General features: G+C 65.3%; 20 protein-coding genes and 1 pseudogene. 10 read left to right on the top strand and 11 right to left on the bottom strand.

Translation table 11 applies throughout. From position 1 onward, the window contains the following. Positions 1–87 precede the first annotated feature (87 nt). Both LDH74_RS16745 and LDH74_RS16740 read left to right on the top strand, forming a co-directional pair. On the top strand, positions 88–678 hold the full coding sequence (locus LDH74_RS16745; protein ID WP_226039833.1) for a conditioned medium-induced protein 4: 591 nt from the start codon (positions 88–90) through the stop codon (positions 676–678). Positions 679–790: 112 nt separating this feature from the next. Next, entirely contained in the window at positions 791–1,477 is a 687-nt protein-coding gene (locus LDH74_RS16740; RefSeq protein WP_226039832.1) for a hypothetical protein, read from the top strand. Positions 1,478–1,854: 377 nt separating this feature from the next. On the opposite strand, the gene LDH74_RS16735 is transcribed toward LDH74_RS16740, so the two are convergent. From LDH74_RS16735 to LDH74_RS16725, 3 genes are all read right to left on the bottom strand, one after another. Then, positions 1,855–2,439: an L-threonylcarbamoyladenylate synthase gene (locus tag LDH74_RS16735; protein ID WP_226039831.1), complete on the bottom strand. Its 585-nt coding sequence runs from the start codon at positions 2,437–2,439 to the stop codon at positions 1,855–1,857. Between the two features lie 61 nt (positions 2,440–2,500). Continuing rightward, positions 2,501–3,016 (bottom strand): redoxin domain-containing protein, encoded by a 516-nt coding sequence (locus LDH74_RS16730; protein WP_226039830.1) that lies wholly within the window; start codon positions 3,014–3,016, stop codon positions 2,501–2,503. Further along, entirely contained in the window at positions 3,016–3,321 is a 306-nt protein-coding gene (locus tag LDH74_RS16725; RefSeq protein WP_226039829.1) for a glutathione S-transferase N-terminal domain-containing protein, read from the bottom strand. The genes LDH74_RS16730 and LDH74_RS16725 overlap by 1 nt, the downstream gene beginning before the upstream one ends. 112 nt (positions 3,322–3,433) lie before the next feature. On the opposite strand from LDH74_RS16725, the gene LDH74_RS16720 reads away from it, so the two are divergent. Continuing rightward, positions 3,434–4,843 (top strand): hemolysin family protein, encoded by a 1,410-nt coding sequence (locus LDH74_RS16720; protein ID WP_226039828.1) that lies wholly within the window; start codon positions 3,434–3,436, stop codon positions 4,841–4,843. Positions 4,844–4,853: 10 nt separating this feature from the next. Here the strand turns inward: LDH74_RS16720 and LDH74_RS16715 are convergent, their stop codons facing one another. The 3 genes from LDH74_RS16715 to LDH74_RS16705 form a co-directional block, all read right to left on the bottom strand. Continuing rightward, positions 4,854–5,582 (bottom strand): hypothetical protein, encoded by a 729-nt coding sequence (locus LDH74_RS16715; protein ID WP_226039827.1) that lies wholly within the window; start codon positions 5,580–5,582, stop codon positions 4,854–4,856. A gap of 88 nt (positions 5,583–5,670) precedes the next feature. Further along, entirely contained in the window at positions 5,671–6,864 is a 1,194-nt protein-coding gene (locus LDH74_RS16710) for an inorganic phosphate transporter (protein ID WP_226039826.1), read from the bottom strand. A gap of 90 nt (positions 6,865–6,954) precedes the next feature. After that, a complete protein-coding gene (locus tag LDH74_RS16705) occupies positions 6,955–7,677 on the bottom strand; it encodes a DUF5828 family protein (RefSeq protein ID WP_226039825.1) in 723 nt (240 codons plus the stop codon). Between the two features lie 201 nt (positions 7,678–7,878). Here LDH74_RS16705 and upp point away from each other — a divergent pair, with 201 nt between their 5' ends. Both upp and LDH74_RS16695 read left to right on the top strand, forming a co-directional pair. Beyond that, positions 7,879–8,556: a uracil phosphoribosyltransferase gene (gene upp / locus LDH74_RS16700; RefSeq protein WP_226039824.1), complete on the top strand. Its 678-nt coding sequence runs from the start codon at positions 7,879–7,881 to the stop codon at positions 8,554–8,556. 84 nt (positions 8,557–8,640) lie between these two features. Beyond that, entirely contained in the window at positions 8,641–9,018 is a 378-nt protein-coding gene (locus LDH74_RS16695) for a cupin domain-containing protein (protein WP_226039823.1), read from the top strand. Positions 9,019–9,070: 52 nt separating this feature from the next. Here LDH74_RS16695 and LDH74_RS16690 read toward each other — a convergent pair whose 3' ends face one another. Beyond that, entirely contained in the window at positions 9,071–9,271 is a 201-nt protein-coding gene (locus tag LDH74_RS16690) for a DUF2892 domain-containing protein (RefSeq protein ID WP_226039822.1), read from the bottom strand. Positions 9,272–9,463: 192 nt separating this feature from the next. On the opposite strand from LDH74_RS16690, the gene LDH74_RS16685 reads away from it, so the two are divergent. Next, positions 9,464–10,312 carry a hypothetical protein gene (locus tag LDH74_RS16685; protein WP_226039821.1) on the top strand — a complete coding sequence of 283 codons (849 nt, stop codon included), beginning with the start codon at positions 9,464–9,466 and terminating at the stop codon, positions 10,310–10,312. A gap of 65 nt (positions 10,313–10,377) precedes the next feature. Here the strand turns inward: LDH74_RS16685 and LDH74_RS16680 are convergent, their stop codons facing one another. Beyond that, positions 10,378–10,995 carry a YigZ family protein gene (locus LDH74_RS16680; protein WP_226039820.1) on the bottom strand — a complete coding sequence of 206 codons (618 nt, stop codon included), beginning with the start codon at positions 10,993–10,995 and terminating at the stop codon, positions 10,378–10,380. 163 nt (positions 10,996–11,158) lie between these two features. Between LDH74_RS16680 and LDH74_RS16675 the strand changes: the two genes are divergently transcribed. Next, positions 11,159–11,578 carry a hypothetical protein gene (locus LDH74_RS16675; protein ID WP_226039819.1) on the top strand — a complete coding sequence of 140 codons (420 nt, stop codon included), beginning with the start codon at positions 11,159–11,161 and terminating at the stop codon, positions 11,576–11,578. A 10-nt stretch (positions 11,579–11,588) separates the two neighbouring features. Here the strand turns inward: LDH74_RS16675 and LDH74_RS16670 are convergent, their stop codons facing one another. Further along, positions 11,589–12,092: an amino acid-binding protein gene (locus LDH74_RS16670; RefSeq protein WP_226039818.1), complete on the bottom strand. Its 504-nt coding sequence runs from the start codon at positions 12,090–12,092 to the stop codon at positions 11,589–11,591. A 150-nt stretch (positions 12,093–12,242) separates the two neighbouring features. On the opposite strand from LDH74_RS16670, the gene LDH74_RS16665 reads away from it, so the two are divergent. Next, positions 12,243–12,950 (top strand): hypothetical protein, encoded by a 708-nt coding sequence (locus LDH74_RS16665; protein WP_226039817.1) that lies wholly within the window; start codon positions 12,243–12,245, stop codon positions 12,948–12,950. 89 nt (positions 12,951–13,039) lie between these two features. Here the strand turns inward: LDH74_RS16665 and hisB are convergent, their stop codons facing one another. After that, positions 13,040–13,627 carry an imidazoleglycerol-phosphate dehydratase HisB gene (gene hisB / locus LDH74_RS16660; protein ID WP_226039816.1) on the bottom strand — a complete coding sequence of 196 codons (588 nt, stop codon included), beginning with the start codon at positions 13,625–13,627 and terminating at the stop codon, positions 13,040–13,042. A gap of 273 nt (positions 13,628–13,900) precedes the next feature. Between hisB and LDH74_RS16655 the strand changes: the two genes are divergently transcribed. Both LDH74_RS16655 and LDH74_RS16650 read left to right on the top strand, forming a co-directional pair. Further along, on the top strand, positions 13,901–14,167 hold the full coding sequence (locus LDH74_RS16655) for a hypothetical protein (protein ID WP_226039815.1): 267 nt from the start codon (positions 13,901–13,903) through the stop codon (positions 14,165–14,167). A 194-nt stretch (positions 14,168–14,361) separates the two neighbouring features. Next, positions 14,362–14,637 (top strand): annotated as a pseudogene (locus LDH74_RS16650) (potassium transporter TrkG); the annotation flags it as partial. Between the two features lie 235 nt (positions 14,638–14,872). On the opposite strand, the gene hisA reads toward LDH74_RS16650, so the two are convergent. Beyond that, positions 14,873–15,619 carry a 1-(5-phosphoribosyl)-5-[(5-phosphoribosylamino)methylideneamino]imidazole-4-carboxamide isomerase gene (gene hisA, locus LDH74_RS16645; protein WP_226039814.1) on the bottom strand — a complete coding sequence of 249 codons (747 nt, stop codon included), beginning with the start codon at positions 15,617–15,619 and terminating at the stop codon, positions 14,873–14,875. Positions 15,620–15,723 lie beyond the last annotated feature (104 nt).

Genomic DNA, 15,723 nt, shown 5'->3' with positions numbered 1-15,723 from the left:
GTTTATAATTGTCGTCCGTGTTCGATTCAACGGCCCAACGTGATCTGGCAACAGGCTTAAATAGACTCCCGTCTGGAGTGTCCACCCATGAACGATAAAACCGAGGAACTCCGGGATATCTTCACCGACGTCACCGACGGCGAGGAAACCGTCACCGAATCGCAGGAGAACACCCGCGGTTCGCTCGAGCGAGACGAGCGATCGGACGAGGAGCGCCTCGAGAGCGTCGTCCAGCAGATGCGCGAGCGCTACGAGTTCGAAACGTCGCTCTCGGACGACGAGTTGATCACGATCGCCAGAGCCTTCTACGACGACCGGAGCGACGACGACGTCGCCGACGAGCTGGGGGTCGACGCGGACGAGGTCTTCGAGGCGCGACTATCGCTGCACCTCATCGGAGAGAACGACGCCGACGAGGTCGACCTCGCGGCGATCCGCGACCGCGAGGAGGACGACGCGACGCTGGCCGACGAGTACGACGTGAGCGAGGCCCGGATCCGGCGGTACCGCCGCGTCGCTCGAGCGGAAGACCAGTCCCGCGCGGCGAACGATCGCTACCGCGACGAGTTCGATAGCGTCCTCGCCGACGCCGATCTCTCCGAGCGCATGGCCTCCGATCTCCGCGAGGACGGCCTCGAGGACGCGACGGAGGGGATGGAGACCGAAGTCGAGTTCTGACAACGTCGAGTGCTGAAACCGTCGATGAAACCGGCCGGCGTGAGCGAAGCGAACGCTCGGTCGGTCGACATCCGGACGAGACTTTTTACGAGAAGGAGCGGCCAGACGGAGCGTGACGCGCACGCCCATCTCGTTCAGCGATCTGCGGACCGCCGCCTACTGCCCGCGGAAGTGCTACTATCAGCGGATGCTGCCGGACGAGGACCGCGAGCCGCCGCCCGACGTCGAGGCGATTCGAGCGCTCGCCACTCGGTACGACGAGTTACTCGAGGCCTCGCCGGGAGCCCTTTCGGAGGAACCGATCGCCGTCCCGTCCGTTCGCTACCGCGATCGGCTGGCGGCGACCCGGGAGCGACTCGAGGGGAAGGATCACTGGGAGCGCCTCAGTGAGCCCGTCGATCGGGCGGTGTTCGCGACCGGTCGGCACTGCCGGGGCATCGTCCACAAGGTGCTGGCGGACCCGCTCGAGCCGGCATTGATCTCGTCGGGGGAACCGCCCGAAACCGGCGTCTGGAAGTCCCAGTCGGTCCACGCCGTCGCGGCCGCGAAGGCGCTGGCCTGGGAGCAGCAGGTGTCGGTGGAGCGGGCCTGGCTCGAGTATCCGGCCTACGGCGTGATTCGTGCGATCGATCTGACGACGCGACGGAAGGCGCAGTATCGGAGCGCGTTGCGGGCGGTTCGCGAGTTGGACGGTCCGCCCGGGCGAACGAACAACCGCTCGAAGTGCGAGTCCTGCGAGTTTGCGACAGAGTGTGGGGTCAAGACGCGGACGTTGCGGTCGCTTCTCGGTTTTGGCTAGGTGCGATTTCGGACAGCGACGTAGTGTAATTTCAAACGACGAAGCCGACTTGAATCGAACCATTCGATAGGCGCGTAAATAGAACGCTTCGCTCGAGGATGATTGAGAGGAAAAGAGGGTATCCTGCTATCGTGGCAACGGGGAATCGCCACGCCCTCCCCAGCCGATTCGCTCACTCACAGACGTTCGTTCGCTCATCCCTCGCGCAATATCGTCGGCTGGCCTCACTGGCTCACGGTTCCCTGCGGTCACCGCTCGCGTTTCGAGGCGCTCACTGTGTTCGCGCCTCGCGACGCTCGGCCAGTCGACAGCGCGCGCCACCGCATGACGGTTGATCAGACTGAGCGATACAGGGATCTCCGTATTACTTCAAACCGTTACGAATCCTCGAGCCACGCGTCGATCTCGTCGGCCTGCGCACCCCGGCGGTGAATCGTCTCGCTCGAGACGTCGACGACGGTGCTCTCGGTGCCAGCGGTTTCGCCCCCGTCGAGGACGACCGCTGCGGCCTCCCGGATCTCGGGATCGAGATCCGCGAGTGTCCGGGCGCTCGCCCGGCCGCTGACGTTCGCACTCGTCGCGGTGATCGGCGTCTCGGCCCGCTCGCAGAGTCGGAGCGCGAGGTCGTGATCCGGCACGCGGACGCCGACGCGGTCGCGGCCCGCCGTGAGTTCGTCCGGGACGGCCTCGCGTCGCCGACAGAGGACCGTCACGGGGCCGGGGAGAAACGTCGCCATGAACCGCCGCTCCCGGTCGGTCGCACGGACGTACCGGAGCGCCGACGGGACCGACGGGACCGCAAAGGAGAGCGGCTTCGACCGATCGCGCCCCTTCGCGTCGAAGACCCGCTCGACGGCGTCGGGCTCGAGCGCGTCCGCGGCGAGGCCGTAGACCGTCTCGGTCGGATAGACGACGAGTCCCCCCGAATCGATCGCGTCGGCCGCGCGGTCCAGTTCGCTCATTCGGTTCGAAATCGGCGGATGTCGGGCAAAAAGCTGTCGGGACTCGCGGGCGAGACGGTCGCTACTCGAGGCCGAGTTCCGCCTCGAGGTCGTCGTAGTCGGGGAACTCGGGCCAGTCGGTGGCGACCCACGCGCCCTCGACGGTGCGGTCCGCGTTGAGGGCGAAGAAGGCGACTCGCGGTTCGCTGACGCCGGTCATGCCGTCGAGGTCGTGGTCGACGCCGTACGACGCCGCGACCTCGTTCCCGGGGTCGCTGAAGAACGCGTACGGGTAGTCGTTGTCCTCGAGGAAGCGTTTGACACCGTAGGGGGTCGATGTCGTGACGCCGACGACCCGGCCCGCGCGTTCGTCCCAGTCGCGTTCCGCGAGTTCGTCCCAGACGTACTTCGCGACGAAGGAACCGGTCATCGGCGTGAAGACGAGGATCGTCCGACCGTCGGTTTCGCCGACCAGGTCCGATAGCGTGCGGTCCTCCCAGAACTCGTCGGTGACGAGCGGCCGAGTGAAGTCGGGGGCCGTCTCGTCCGGTTCAGGGTGGTCCGTCGAGCCGAGTTCGACGACCTCGAAATCGGGCATCAGTCGTCACCTCCCGCGCTCGTCGCGGCCGCGTCGGGGCGGTCGCCCTCGCCGTAGGTCGACTCGAGGTAGTCGACGATGTTGGCGCTTTCAGCCATCGTGATGCCCGTATTCTCGTCGACGACGACGGGGACGGTTCGGACGCCGGCGACGCGTTTGACGACGTTCCGCTCCGAGTGCATCGGTTCGACGAACCGCGATCGGTACGAGAGGTCGTACTCGTTCAACAGCCGGGTGACTCGCTCGCAGTACGGACAGCCCTGGAGCCGGTAGAACGTGATCGGTGGTTCGGCGGTCTCACTCATAGACGAATGTAGGGGAAAGGGCCGGGTAAACGTGTCGTCGCCGGCGGCGATATCCGTCCCCGATCGTAAAATGGGAAACGGTTAACCGATCCGGCTATAAGCCTGTACATCAATGGCGTTGTCTCCGCCCCTCGAGGTCGTGTTCGCTGTCTACGAGATCCCACTGGTCGGTCTCGAGATCGACCAGTCGATGGTGACGATCCTCGGCGCGCTCGCCCTCGTCGTCCTCGTCGGTCTCTCCGCGTTCTTCTCGTCGTCCGAAATCGCGCTGTTCTCGATCCCGAAACACCGCGTCGAGGGGATGGCCGAAGACGGCATCCCCGGCGCAGCGCGCGTGAAGGCGCTGAAGGAAGATCCCCACCGGCTGCTCGTGACGATCCTCGTCGGGAACAACATCGTCAACATCGCGATGTCGTCGATCGCAACGGCCATCCTTGGGCTGTATTTCGGCGGGCTGGCGGCCGTTACGGCCGCGACGCTCGGGATCACCGCTATTGTCTTGCTGTTCGGCGAGAGCGCGCCCAAGTCCTACGCCGTCGAGAACACCGAATCGTGGTCGATTCGCGTCGCCAGACCGCTGAAACTTGCCGAGCGGTTGATGCTCCCCCTCGTCGTCCTCTTCGACTACCTCACCCGGCAGCTCAACCGCCTCACCGGTTCGACGACGGGAGCGATCGAGACGCCGTACGTCACCCGCGACGAGATCCAGGAGATGATCGAGTCAGGCGAGCGCGAGGGTGTCCTCGAAGAGGAAGAACACGAGATGCTCCAGCGGATATTCCGCTTTAACAACACGATCGTCAAGGAGGTGATGACCCCGCGGCTGGATATGACGGCCGTTCCGAAAAATGCCGAAATCGACGAGACCATCGAAACCTGCATCCAGAGCGGTCACGCCCGCGTCCCGGTCTACGAGGGAAGTCTCGATAACGTTCAGGGCGTCGTCCACATCCGCGATCTCGTCCGCGATCTCAACTACGGCGAGTCGGCGAACGACGAACTCGAGCTCGCGGATCTCATCCAGCCGACGCTGCACGTCCCCGAGTCGAAGAACGTCGACGAGTTGCTAACCGAGATGCGCGAAAACCGGATGCACATGGCGATTGTGATCGACGAGTTCGGGACTACCGAGGGGCTGGTGACGATGGAGGACATGATCGAGGAGATCATCGGCGAGATCCTCGAGGGCGGCGAGGAACAGCCGATCGAGGAGATCGACGACGACACCGTCCTCGTCCGGGGCGAGGTCAATATCGAGGACGTCAACGAGTCCCTCGAGATCGATCTCCCCGAGGGCCAGGAGTTCGAGACCATCGCCGGCTTCATCTTCAATCGTGCGGGCCGGCTCGTCGAGGAGGGCGAGGAGATCACCTACGACGGCGTCCGCATCACGGTCGAGTCCGTCGAGAACACCCGCATCATGAAAGCCCGTCTCAAGAAACTCGAGATCACGGACGCGGAACCCGAACCGGAGGAGGAGGTGGGGGAGCCCCCGCTCGAAATCGACGAAAGCGACGAGTGATCGGGATCGGTCAGCGCTGTGCGTCGACGATCGCTGCGATGTCACGTGAGATCGCGGGCGGGACGACGAGTCGTCTCGGGCCCTGGACGTACTGGCCGTCCGGCTGGGCGTAGCTGAGCGTCACCACGGCACTGTCGCCGATCGACCGGATCGAAACGTCTTCTATCACGGCGAGATCGATCGCCTGGTCCGGTTCGTAGAGGTAGATCGTGCGGTCCTCGCGGTCGAGCGCGCCGACCGACTGGAGGAACGAGGCGAACACGAGCGCGAAGAGGGCGATCGGAATCAGTAGCGCGGCCGCTCCGGTAAAGGGACCGGCACCGACGGCCAGTAGCTCGTTCTGCGAGACGTACCGACCGACCGCCATCAGCGCGCCGATGACTGCACCCATCACGACCGCACCGACGGCGGCGTCCATCGCTCGATCCAGTTTCGTTCCCGACGGGACGTCGACGGGGAGCGGTCGGGTGAGCCGCTCGAGATGCCGTTCGGTGTCGTCCGTGGCAGCGAGGGTGAGGACCGTGGCGGCCAGCGCGGCGATGAGGGCGATGACGACGGCACCGCCGCCGATCTCGCCGGCAACCCTGTACAGCCGCCAGCTGACGACGGTGCCGATCGCGGCGAAGAAGGTGCCGACGCCGAAGGTCCACAGGAGCCGAACGGTTCGCGAGGTGCTCGCGTCGCGTCGCCACTGGGTCGTCTCGGGACTTCCGGTGACGTCGACGGCGTCCTCGTCCATACTCGCACTCGCGACCCGTCGTGTAAAGACTGTTCGATGTTGCTCGACTCGTCCGGTCTGCTGTAGAAATGACTTCAAGGAGTCCGTCTCAGAGCAAGACCGCAGCGATAGCGACGTAGGCGACGTAGGAGACGGCGATCGCGCCGGCGAGCGAACCGATCCACGCGAGTACGGTAAAGCCCATTTTGCGGGGGCTGACGCCGCCGCCAGCGCCGGCCGCGGCGTAGCCGCTCCCGATGATCGCGCTGACGATGATCTCGTTGAACGAGACCGGGATACCGTAGAGGACCGCGGCCTGCGCGATGATAAAGGAGGGGATGAGCGCGGCGATCGAGCGTCGCGGCCCGAGCGAGGAGTAGTCCTGCGAGATCGCCTTGATCATTCGCGGTGCGCCGGTCCACGATCCGACCAGGAGCCCGAAGCCGCCGCCGACGAGCATCGCGATCAGCGGGAGCTCGAGTTCGTCCGAGAGGGGGATCAGCGGCCCGATCGCCAGCCCGACCTGACTGCCGCCGGCGGAGAACGCGACGAGTCCGCCGAGGATGAGCAGGAAGTGTCGCTCGCCGCGTTCGGTCCCGTTGTTGAGATCCAGCGCGATTGCCCCCGCCCAGACCGCCGCGATGATGAGCGTCGCAGCCGCGGTCCCGGCGATCGCCGGTCCGGGGAGCGAACCGCCCGCGACCTGCGCGATCGACGCCCCGCCGGCTCCCGGCGAGCCGAGGATCGCGAACTCGATGTTGGCGACGATCGCGCCGACGACGGCGGCCAGCACGATGATGAGGTACTCTTCAGCGACCGCTTCGGCGCGGAGGGCCCGAGCGACCGCGTAGGCGATACCACCGCCGACGAACGGCGTCAGCACCCACAGCGTGGCGATCTCGGTGTACTTCGCCCACGCGGGGTCGCCGCCCATGGCGAGCCCGGTCCCGATGACCGCCCCCGTGACGGTAAACGCCGTCGCTATCGGATACCCCGTGAAGATCCCGATCGCCACCAGGCCGGCCGCGATCAGCAGAGCGATCGTGGCGGCGAGCGACGACAGCGTCACGCCGCCGATCAGTCCGGTCCCGACCGCCTCGGAGACGTTCGCGCCCTGCAGGACTGCACCGGCGAAACCGAGCAATCCGACGAGAAAACCGGCTCGCATCACCGAAATCGCGTTCGCGCCGACGGCCGGCGCGAACGGCGTCGAGCCGCTCGAGCCGGCACCGATCGCCCAGGCCATAAAGAGACTCGCAACTGCGGCCACGGCGAAGGTGCCGAACGTGGCGATATCGACCATCTACTCGGCTCCTTTTGGGTGCCCCTACAAGTGTGTGCCGACTGTCGGTCGACAGTGACGGCCGCCAGCAGCGCACAGCGGTCGGCTCGCTCAGTTCGTCGTCGACCGCGAGTTGTCGTCCTGTTCCGGTGGCGGCTCCGCGCCTTCGATGGCCTCGGCGGCGTCGGTGTCCTTCTCGACTTCGACGTGCCAGCGGTCGACCTCGTCTTCGTACTCGGCGAGGCGGTCGGAGACCTCGTCTTTCAGGTCGTCGTCGTTGACGTTGACCTCGAAGACGAACTGCTCGCCGTTGCCGCCGTTGCGCGTCGACTGCTGGACGTTGGCGCTGACGAGTTCGTTGTCGAAGTAGTAGGGCGCGAGCTGGGTCATCACGTTCTGGTAGACCGTGTCCTCGACCCGGCGCAGGGCCTTGCGGCTCGCGGAGTCGGCCGCCCGCGCGACGTAATCGATCGACTCCTTCCAGTTGTCCATCGCGGCCCCGGCGTCGTCCTCCTCGAGCTGTTCGTACGACTCCGAGAGTTTCTCGCCGGCGGTCTTGATGTCTTCGTCCGGCTCTTTGCCGGCTTTTTCGCCTTTGCCCTCCTCGACGCTGGCCTGATCGGCGGTCTTTTCACTGACGTCGGAATCGAGGGTTTCGTGGGCCTTGGGGCGCCACTCGTCCCACTCGTCGAACGCGGTGGCGTAACGCGCGTCGGCGTCTCGATCCGGATCGTGGACGCCGGCGTCTCGAAGCGCGCGCGTGATCCGCTCGCCGTGTTCGACGATGTCGCCCCAGTCACCGCGAACTTTGAACCCCGAGATGCTCTCTTCCATTCGGCTGGCCGACTGATAGCGTGCGGACAGGTATAAACTTCTCTGCCGTCACCCGCCTGTCCCGATGGAACCGATCGATCGGTTTGCATTTGAACTGTGGTAACGCCCCTCTCATATTCGAGCGGTGTCTCGAGACGGCACACTGGTCCCCGACTGTGGCTGATCGATACTGTGAACTACCCGGCGAGTGGCTGTTGGGATATGACGATCGAAGACCGGGATAACGCCCACCTTATCACGCACGCACTGGCGAAGGACACCCTCTCGCGCATTCGCGACGTCGAGACCGAGCAGGTCAGCTTCCGCAAGGGGCTGGTCAAACTCGGTCGAATTTGTGGGTACGAGATCATCGACGGCCGGATGGAGACCGAGTACGTCGAGATCGAGACGCCCCTCGAGCAGACGATGGGCGAGCGCGTCCGCGGCCTCGACGACGTCGTGATCATCAACGTCTTGCGCGCCGCGACGCCGTTCGTCGAGGGACTGCTGAAGGCCTTCCCGCGAGCGCGACAGGGGGTCATCAGCGCGAGTCGGGACGAGGAAGCCGGCCGCGCCGAGGACGGTTCCTTCCCCATTACGGTCGACTACGTCAAACTGCCCGAGATCCACGAGGAGGACACGGTCATCATCGCCGACCCGATGCTCGCAACGGGGAGTACGATGTGTACCGTCCTCGAACACATCGTCGATAACGCGATCCGACCGGAGAACCTGATCGTCCTCTCGGCCGTGTCGGCACCGGAGGGGCTCCTTCGCGTCAACGAGGAGTTCGACGAGGCCGACCTGCTGACGGTGTCGATCGACGACCGCCTCGACGAGGACGGGTTCATCGTCCCCGGCCTCGGCGACGCCGGCGACCGCGCGTTCCGAACGACCTGAGCGTCCGTCGATCGACCCTTCCCGAGCGGCCGCGCGTTCGACGAGCGCCGACGGACTTTTGCGGATCGGTCCGAATCGAACCGCATGGACTACAGCGTCGTCGATCCGGACGATCTCGAGCGCGTCGACGAGCGTCCCTGCGACCTCCGCCGACTGAGCGATGCGGCCGGGATGGACGCCGTCGCGATCAACCGATTCGACGCGGAGCCGGGCGAACAGTTACCGCTGGCCTACCACTATCACGAAACGCAGGAAGAAGCGTTCGTCGTCCTCTCGGGCACGCTCCACGTCGAGACGCCCGAGGGCGAACTCGAGGTCCCTGCGGGATCGATGTTCGCGGCCGAACCCGAGGCACCGCATCGGGCCTACAATCCCGAAGACGCCGACAGTTCGGTCTCGGTCGTCGCGATCGGTGCGCCGCCGGTCGACGGCGACGCCGTACCGTACGACCCCGACGAGTAAGCGGGTCGCAAGCGCACGGTCTCGAGCGGCTCGCGGCGTCGCTGTACCACCGTTACTCGGTTCCGCAGGTGTCGATCCCGAGCAGCGCGTTCACCGGACAGCGCCGGATGACGGCAGTCGCGAGGAGGTCGCTCCCGGCGATGAACGCCAGCGCGCCGAGCGTCCGAGTTCGGTTTCGGTAGCCGACCACGAGGAGTATCGCTGCGAGGATACCGCGGCCGAGGCGGTCGAACCCGCCCACGTTTCTCTCCATGTTTCACCGGAGGAGCGAGACGCGGATATCGATGACCCTTGCAACCCCTCCGTTTCCGGTCGAACCCCGCTGCAGTCTACGGAATATCCCGTCGCTCGATCCAGACGAACCGATCATCGAACGGACGGTCACGACAGTACTATCCGCGGCGATAACCATACCATTTTAACACGAACCGACATAGGGTCGCTCATGACTGACAACCGGCACACCGGAACGGCGAAACCGGCGTTTCGATTCGCGTTCGCCGGCTACGTCGGTCCGCTCGTCGGTGGCCTCGCCGCGATCGCCGTGACTCTCACGGAGTCGACTCGAATCGCCGTCCTCGGAACGGCCGCGGTCGGTCTCCTCGTCGGTGCGCTCGTGGGTATCGTCCTCGCGAGGCGGTACCGCGAACTCCCGACACATCTCGGTCGAAGCTGGCTTCGACGGGTTTCACTCCCCTTCTCGGCGACACCGTTCGGCGTCGCCGTCGGCGCTGCGCTACTCGGCTGGCTCGAGTTTCGCCTCGTCGTCGCGGCGCTTGGCGTCGCCGTGGCGGTCACCGGCTACGTCGTCATGCGGCTGGCGGAGAGCTGCTACGTCGATTCGATCACCGACGACGAGCCCGCTGCGACGTGGCAGTGGGAGCCGCCGGGGACCCCGAAACTTGACGCGGTCGTCCTCGCCGTGTGGCTGTTACTGGGCGCGGCCAACGCGACCACCGGTGACTGGCTGTCGTCGATCGTGTGGACGGGGCTCGCGATCTTCTGGGTAGTCACCAGCCTCGCCGAAGGGCGGTGGCGGGTCGGATCGCTGGGTGAGTCACCTGCAATCCACGTCCACGATGCCGGTCTCGTCAAGCGACGACCGTACACCCGCTCGCTCGTGCGCTGGTCCGACATCTCGCACGTTCGACTGCGCGAGGACGAACTCGTCCTCGATCGGGGCCTCTTCGACGTGCGCTTCGAACGCGACCAACTCGCCGACCTCGAGGCCGCACGGACGGAGATCGAACGCCACCGACAGTCCCTCCGGAACGGGGCACCTGGAACGTCGTAACAGAGTATCAAACGCCGTAACAGGGTCTCGAACGGCCGCTATCGATGGCTGTTTCGCCTGTACGGTCACTCGAGGTCGGCTCGGCCGCTCGTCGCGCTCCGAACCCGATCCCGAAGCGCGCCGCCCTCGGCGAGCGGGACCCGAACGTCGAAACTGACCTCGGCCTCGTAGTCGGCCTCGAACTCGTAGCCCTCGCTCTCGAGGATCGAGCGAACGGTCCCCGAGTCGTCGTACGCGACGGTGATCGCCAGCTGCTCGTGCGGTCGTTCTTCGACGACCTCTGCCGCCTCGACTGCTTCCTTCACCGCGCGGGAGTACGCCCGGACGAGGCCGCCGACGCCCAGGTTCGTCCCGCCGTAGTAGCGGGTCACCACGACCGCACAGTTCTCGAGCTCCTGTTGCGTGAGGACGTTCAGTGCTGGTTTACCGGCCGAACCCGAGGGTTCGCCGTCGTCGCTCGAGTACTCCCGGAGAAAGTGGCCGTCGGTCCCGTCGTCGCCGTCTCGAACGCGATAGGCGGGCACGTTGTGGGTCGCGTCGGCGTATTCCTCTTCGACGGCGTCAATGAACGCTTCGGCGGCCGGGACGGAGTCGACCGGTCGGACGTGGCCGATGAATTCCGACCCCTGCACGACGAACTCGGCGGTGGCGGCGGCCGCGACGGTTCGGTACGCGCTGCTCACGATCGGCCACCCCCTCGCTGTTGGGCCCCGACGCTGCTCATGGCGGCGATTCGTCGGCCGATGGAAAGAGACCGTCGGTCCCCCGCGCGCCGCGAGCGTCGCCGTCCCGTTGGGTTCGCCCGGACCCCAGACGCTATTATTCTCGGGTGCTATGTGTGCACACATGAACGGCGACACAATCGATTCCGAGCTCGCGGACGAAATTCACAGCGTCTGTCGGACGACGGTCGGGGACGAGCTGCGGAGTATCACCTACTTCACCGAGGACGATGTCGAACAACTGTATCTCCGCTCGGACCTCGAGCAGACCGCCGATCTGGTCGGTTTCGCCGACCACGAGCGGCTGGGATTTCACTCGCAGTCGGCCTACCGGAACACGCAACTCGGCGAGTACGAGGCGACGATCCGCATGTTCGAGAACGGCTTTCTCTCGCGCGTGATCCGCGGCCCCCACGGCGTCTGGGTGACGACCGACGACATGTCGATCGAGCGCTTCGAGGAACTGACGAGCGCGCTCGCGTCGGTGCTCGACGAGTTCGCAGACGCCGTCGCCGCGGCCCCTCCAGACGACGCTGGCGATTGAATCGCGCGGATTACTGGAGTTCGATCTTTCGGACGAACTCGAGGTCGCGGATCTCGGTGATCACCTCGCCCGGGAGCGTTTCGTCGGTGATCAGGTAGAGTCTAGGCTCGTCGGTGAACTCGGGGTCCTCGCTGATGGTCTGGCGGATCGAGATGCCGTTGTCCGCGAGCGTTCCCGTGACCTGGGCGACGATCCCCTCCTGTTCAGCATTGTCGACGGCGACCGACAGCACCGTCAGATCCAACACCGGCGCGAGGTCCATCAGGCTCGGCACCTGCGAGATGTTCTGGAAGATGCGCCGGAGTTCGGGATCCTCGAGGATGACGTCGGTCGTCGAGTCGACGACCCGTCGGTCGACGCCGATCTCGCGAGCGATCCCCGTGTTCGGAATCTCGATGCCGCCAGAGACGACTCTCCCGTCGTCGTTGACGGAGAAGCCCCGCTCGAGCAGCAGGCGGATCACGGCCTGCTGACTCGGCGATCCCTCGAACTTCTCCATGATCTCGTCGAACATTCGTTGCCGGGTGTACGCACGCGTCAATATAATGCCCGGTGATCGGTTTCGCACTCTGTCAGCGGTTCGTCTCGAGCGCGGAGAGCAATACGCTCGCGTGACTGTTCGTCTGACGGATGATTTTTTACGTTCTCCGTGATTGCCGACAGTATGCGCGCACTCCGGAACTGTGACTTCTGTGCCGACGACGCCGTCGGCGCGTTCGAAATCGTCCCGCCCGAACTCGAGCCGACGGAGGCCGAACAGCGCCGCGTCGTCTGCTGTTCCGACTGCAGCGAGCGACTCGAGACGCTGCTCGAACCGCTGCTCGCCCGCGCCGGGGCCGAGACGGCTGTCGAGGCCGCCGATGGGGCCGCCGACGCCCTCGAGACGACCGACGACGAGTCGACTGTAGACGGTTCGAATCTCGCCGCCGGAGACGATCCGAACAGCACCGAAACCGAGCCGAACACCGCCGCGACTCGCGACGAGGGGATCACGTTCGAGCGCGACGAGCGTCCGACCGGCACCGAAACGGTGGATGAGGGCGAGACACCGGATGAGGGCGAGACACCGGATGACGGCGAGACGGCGAACGCGTCCGGTACCGCGACCGAAGGCGACGCCGACGAGCGATCGGAGTCGGCCGTCGGATCCAGCGACGAGGACTCGCCGTCCGCGTCGGCCCGCCCACCTGCGACCTACCGAAAGGTCATCCGGCTCCTTCGGAACCGCGAGTTTCCCATGACGCGAAGCGCCGTCGAGGAGCTCGCCGCGGGTGCCTACGACCTCGAGCGCCACGAGGTCGAAGCGGTCGTCGATCACGCCGTCGAGAACGGCGAGTTCGTCGAAGAGCAGGGGACACTGCGCCGTCCGTAGCAGACCGGATACGGTCGTCCGGTATCGACTCGAGGCACCGCTCTCTTTTTCTCCCAAATACGTGCAATCGCTACAGCGGTAGTCGACGACTAGAGCGTTCCCTTCGTGCTGGGCGCTCCCTCTCGTCGGTCGTCGATCCGCGTCGCGTCGTCGAGCGCTCGGGTCAGCGCCTTGAACAGCGCCTCGACCTCGTGGTGGGCGTTCTCGCCGGTGACCTCGAGGTGAAGCGTCACTCCGGCGTTCATCGCCAGCGATTCGCCGAAGTGGCGGGCCATGTCGCTGGTGAACCCGCCGATCGACTCTTGAGAGAAGGTCCCATCGAAGTAAAACCGCGGTCGACCGCTCACGTCGACGACGGCCCCCGCGACCGCCTCGTCCAGCGGCACCCGCCGGTCGGCGTACCGGACGATCCCCGATCGATCGCCCAGCGCCTCGTCGAACGCCTCGCCGAGGACGATCGCCACGTCCTCGACCGTGTGGTGGTCGTCGATCTCGAGGTCGCCGTCGCACTCGACCTCGAGGTCGAACAGGCCGTGCTTGGCGAACGACGTCAGCATGTGGTCGAAGAAACCGATGCCGGTGTCGATCGCGGCCGTCCCGGTCCCGTCGACCGTGAGCGTACACTCGATCGAGGTCTCGGCCGTCTCGCGCGTACGGGTCGCCGTTCGCTCGCTCATGACGAACTCATGCCGCCCACGGTACAAGGAAATTCCGCTCGTCTCCTCGCGGGCTCCAGCCGCCGATCGGAGCGCAAAACGATCCAATTCGAAGACAATTCCGGGAAAATGCATCAGATCGGATAGTAAAACGTCTAACGGTCTCTGAAAGCGTCTAAAAACGATAGTACGATTACAGTACGCCGGTAAAACGGGCCGAAACGGCGACAATATTCGTGCCGTTATATGATCAAGGGAGTGAATGTCGTATTCAAGAAGAGGTGTCCCGTCTCGATGTCCAACTCCTCCCCCGTCACGAACGAATCGCTCGCTCCGTCGAACCCTGAGCCGGAGCCCCAGCACGACCGAAGCCGAATACTCCGATCGGTCAAAGGCCCCGCCCAGTTCCTCTCGTTCTGGGTTGCTATCGCGCTCCCCTTCGTCCATCTCCCCCTCCTCGCACAGGGACTCGGCGATCCGGCGGTAACGCTGACGTTCGTCGTCCTGCTGGCGGCCAACGTCTTCGCGCTCTACCTGGGGCACGGCTACAAGCAGTACTGATCGCTCGGTTCGCGGCCGGCAATCGCATCTCATCCGTTTCGATTCCGCTCCGTCCCGTCAGCACCGTTCCGAACTGTTATCCCTCCCGTTACCTACGTGATTGGTACTAGATGTCGCTGCGCGTCGATTGGCGCTCGAGCTGTAGTCTCACTGGAACCATCCTGAAGTGGCTCGCCGTTGCGTGAGGCGGACCGCTCGTGCTCGCGCTCGTGATCTTCTTCCTGCTGACGGTCGTCATCGTCGTCGACGCCGCCCGAATCGGCACCCCCGTCGACGAGTTCGACGCCCTCGGTGCGGCCGCCTCGATCTTCCTCAACATCGGGCCCGCGTTCGGCGTCGCCGGCCCGTTCGACAACTATCTCGCCTTCTCGCCGCTTACTCGCGCCGTGATGATCGTCATGATGTGGATCGGCCGCATCGAAATGATCCCGGTTCTGGTCCTCCTGACGCCGGAATTCTGGCGTTCCTAAACCAAACTTTTGCGCTGCGTGCGGTCGCAGAGCGACCGCACTCGGCAAAACTTTGATGAAAAACACTCCTCCCTCCGTTCTGTTCACTGCGTTCACTTCACATCGGTCGTCGGTCCGCTCGCTCCCTTCGGTCGCTCGCGGTGAATGTTGGAAAAACGCCTGCCCTTCCCCGGGTCACACGGCTCTCGCGTTGCTCGAGCCGTGCTCCCGGCCACTGAAAACGGGCTAAGTGTGACTACTCCTCGGCGTCGACCGCCGCCTGTGCATCCTCGAGCGTGAAATTCCCTTCGTACAGCGCGCTGCCGACGACGACGGCCGCCGCACCGGCCCCCTCGAGCGCTCGGACGTCCTCGAGCGTCGCGACACCGCCGCTTGCGATGACGGGGATGTCGGTCGCGTCGACCAGTTCGCGGACGGGATCGGTCGCGACCCCCTCGAGTTGCCCCTCGACGTCGACGTTCGTAAAGAGGATCGCGGCGGCTCCGAGGTCGTCGTACCGCTGTGCGGCCTCGACGGGCGAAATTCCCGCGCCTTCGGTCCACCCTTCGACGACGACCTCGCCGTCCTTCGCGTCGAGACTGACGACCACGCTGTCGGGGTGGGATTCGCTGATTTCGGCCACGATATCGGGGTTCTCGACCGCTGCAGTGCCGAGAATGACGCGGTCGACGCCGCGCTCGAGCAAGTCGATCGCGCCCTCAGCGGTGCGGATCCCGCCGCCCAACTGGGTCGGGACGTCGACGGCGTCGATCACGGCGTCGATAGCGTCCGCATTACGTCGCTCGCCTTCGAACGCGCCGTCGAGGTCGACGAGGTGCAGCGTCCTCGCGCCGGCGTCGATCCACCGCCGGGCCGCCTCGACGGGATCACCGTAGGTCTTCTCCGTTCCCCGTTCCCCCTGGACCAGCTGGACGACTTCGCCGTCCTGAATATCGACCGCCGGAATCACCTCGAACTCGCCACTCGCGTCGTCGCTGTTCATACTCGAGTGCGCGAGGTCGGCGCGAGTAAAGGCGACGGTTTCGTCGAACGACCATCGCTACGACACTGTTTCTCTTTCCAACAGAATTATTACATGTGTGGTCG

Origin of the sequence: Natrinema sp. DC36 (genome assembly GCF_020405225.1) — an archaeon.
Classification (GTDB): domain Archaea; phylum Halobacteriota; class Halobacteria; order Halobacteriales; family Natrialbaceae; genus Natrinema.
The sequence above is the reverse complement of the archived record's forward strand: the minus strand, read 5'-3'. Positions and strand labels throughout refer to the sequence as shown.

What these genes read in the sequence shown, in the direction of transcription:
- LDH74_RS16745 (WP_226039833.1), top strand. Translation starts at nt 88, where the DNA reads ATGAACGATAAAACCGAGGAACTCCGGGATATCTTCACCGACGTCACC.
- LDH74_RS16735 (WP_226039831.1), bottom strand. Translation starts at nt 2,439, where the DNA reads ATGAGCGAACTGGACCGCGCGGCCGACGCGATCGATTCGGGGGGACTC.
- LDH74_RS16730 (WP_226039830.1), bottom strand. Translation starts at nt 3,016, where the DNA reads ATGCCCGATTTCGAGGTCGTCGAACTCGGCTCGACGGACCACCCTGAA.
- LDH74_RS16725 (WP_226039829.1), bottom strand. Translation starts at nt 3,321, where the DNA reads ATGAGTGAGACCGCCGAACCACCGATCACGTTCTACCGGCTCCAGGGC.
- LDH74_RS16720 (WP_226039828.1), top strand. Translation starts at nt 3,434, where the DNA reads ATGGCGTTGTCTCCGCCCCTCGAGGTCGTGTTCGCTGTCTACGAGATC.
- LDH74_RS16715 (WP_226039827.1), bottom strand. Translation starts at nt 5,582, where the DNA reads ATGGACGAGGACGCCGTCGACGTCACCGGAAGTCCCGAGACGACCCAG.
- LDH74_RS16710 (WP_226039826.1), bottom strand. Translation starts at nt 6,864, where the DNA reads ATGGTCGATATCGCCACGTTCGGCACCTTCGCCGTGGCCGCAGTTGCG.
- LDH74_RS16705 (WP_226039825.1), bottom strand. Translation starts at nt 7,677, where the DNA reads ATGGAAGAGAGCATCTCGGGGTTCAAAGTTCGCGGTGACTGGGGCGAC.
- upp (WP_226039824.1), top strand. Translation starts at nt 7,879, where the DNA reads ATGACGATCGAAGACCGGGATAACGCCCACCTTATCACGCACGCACTG.
- LDH74_RS16695 (WP_226039823.1), top strand. Translation starts at nt 8,641, where the DNA reads ATGGACTACAGCGTCGTCGATCCGGACGATCTCGAGCGCGTCGACGAG.
- LDH74_RS16690 (WP_226039822.1), bottom strand. Translation starts at nt 9,271, where the DNA reads ATGGAGAGAAACGTGGGCGGGTTCGACCGCCTCGGCCGCGGTATCCTC.
- LDH74_RS16685 (WP_226039821.1), top strand. Translation starts at nt 9,464, where the DNA reads ATGACTGACAACCGGCACACCGGAACGGCGAAACCGGCGTTTCGATTC.
- LDH74_RS16675 (WP_226039819.1), top strand. Translation starts at nt 11,159, where the DNA reads ATGAACGGCGACACAATCGATTCCGAGCTCGCGGACGAAATTCACAGC.
- LDH74_RS16670 (WP_226039818.1), bottom strand. Translation starts at nt 12,092, where the DNA reads ATGTTCGACGAGATCATGGAGAAGTTCGAGGGATCGCCGAGTCAGCAG.
- LDH74_RS16665 (WP_226039817.1), top strand. Translation starts at nt 12,243, where the DNA reads ATGCGCGCACTCCGGAACTGTGACTTCTGTGCCGACGACGCCGTCGGC.
- hisB (WP_226039816.1), bottom strand. Translation starts at nt 13,627, where the DNA reads ATGAGCGAGCGAACGGCGACCCGTACGCGCGAGACGGCCGAGACCTCG.
- LDH74_RS16655 (WP_226039815.1), top strand. Translation starts at nt 13,901, where the DNA reads ATGTCCAACTCCTCCCCCGTCACGAACGAATCGCTCGCTCCGTCGAAC.
- hisA (WP_226039814.1), bottom strand. Translation starts at nt 15,619, where the DNA reads ATGAACAGCGACGACGCGAGTGGCGAGTTCGAGGTGATTCCGGCGGTC.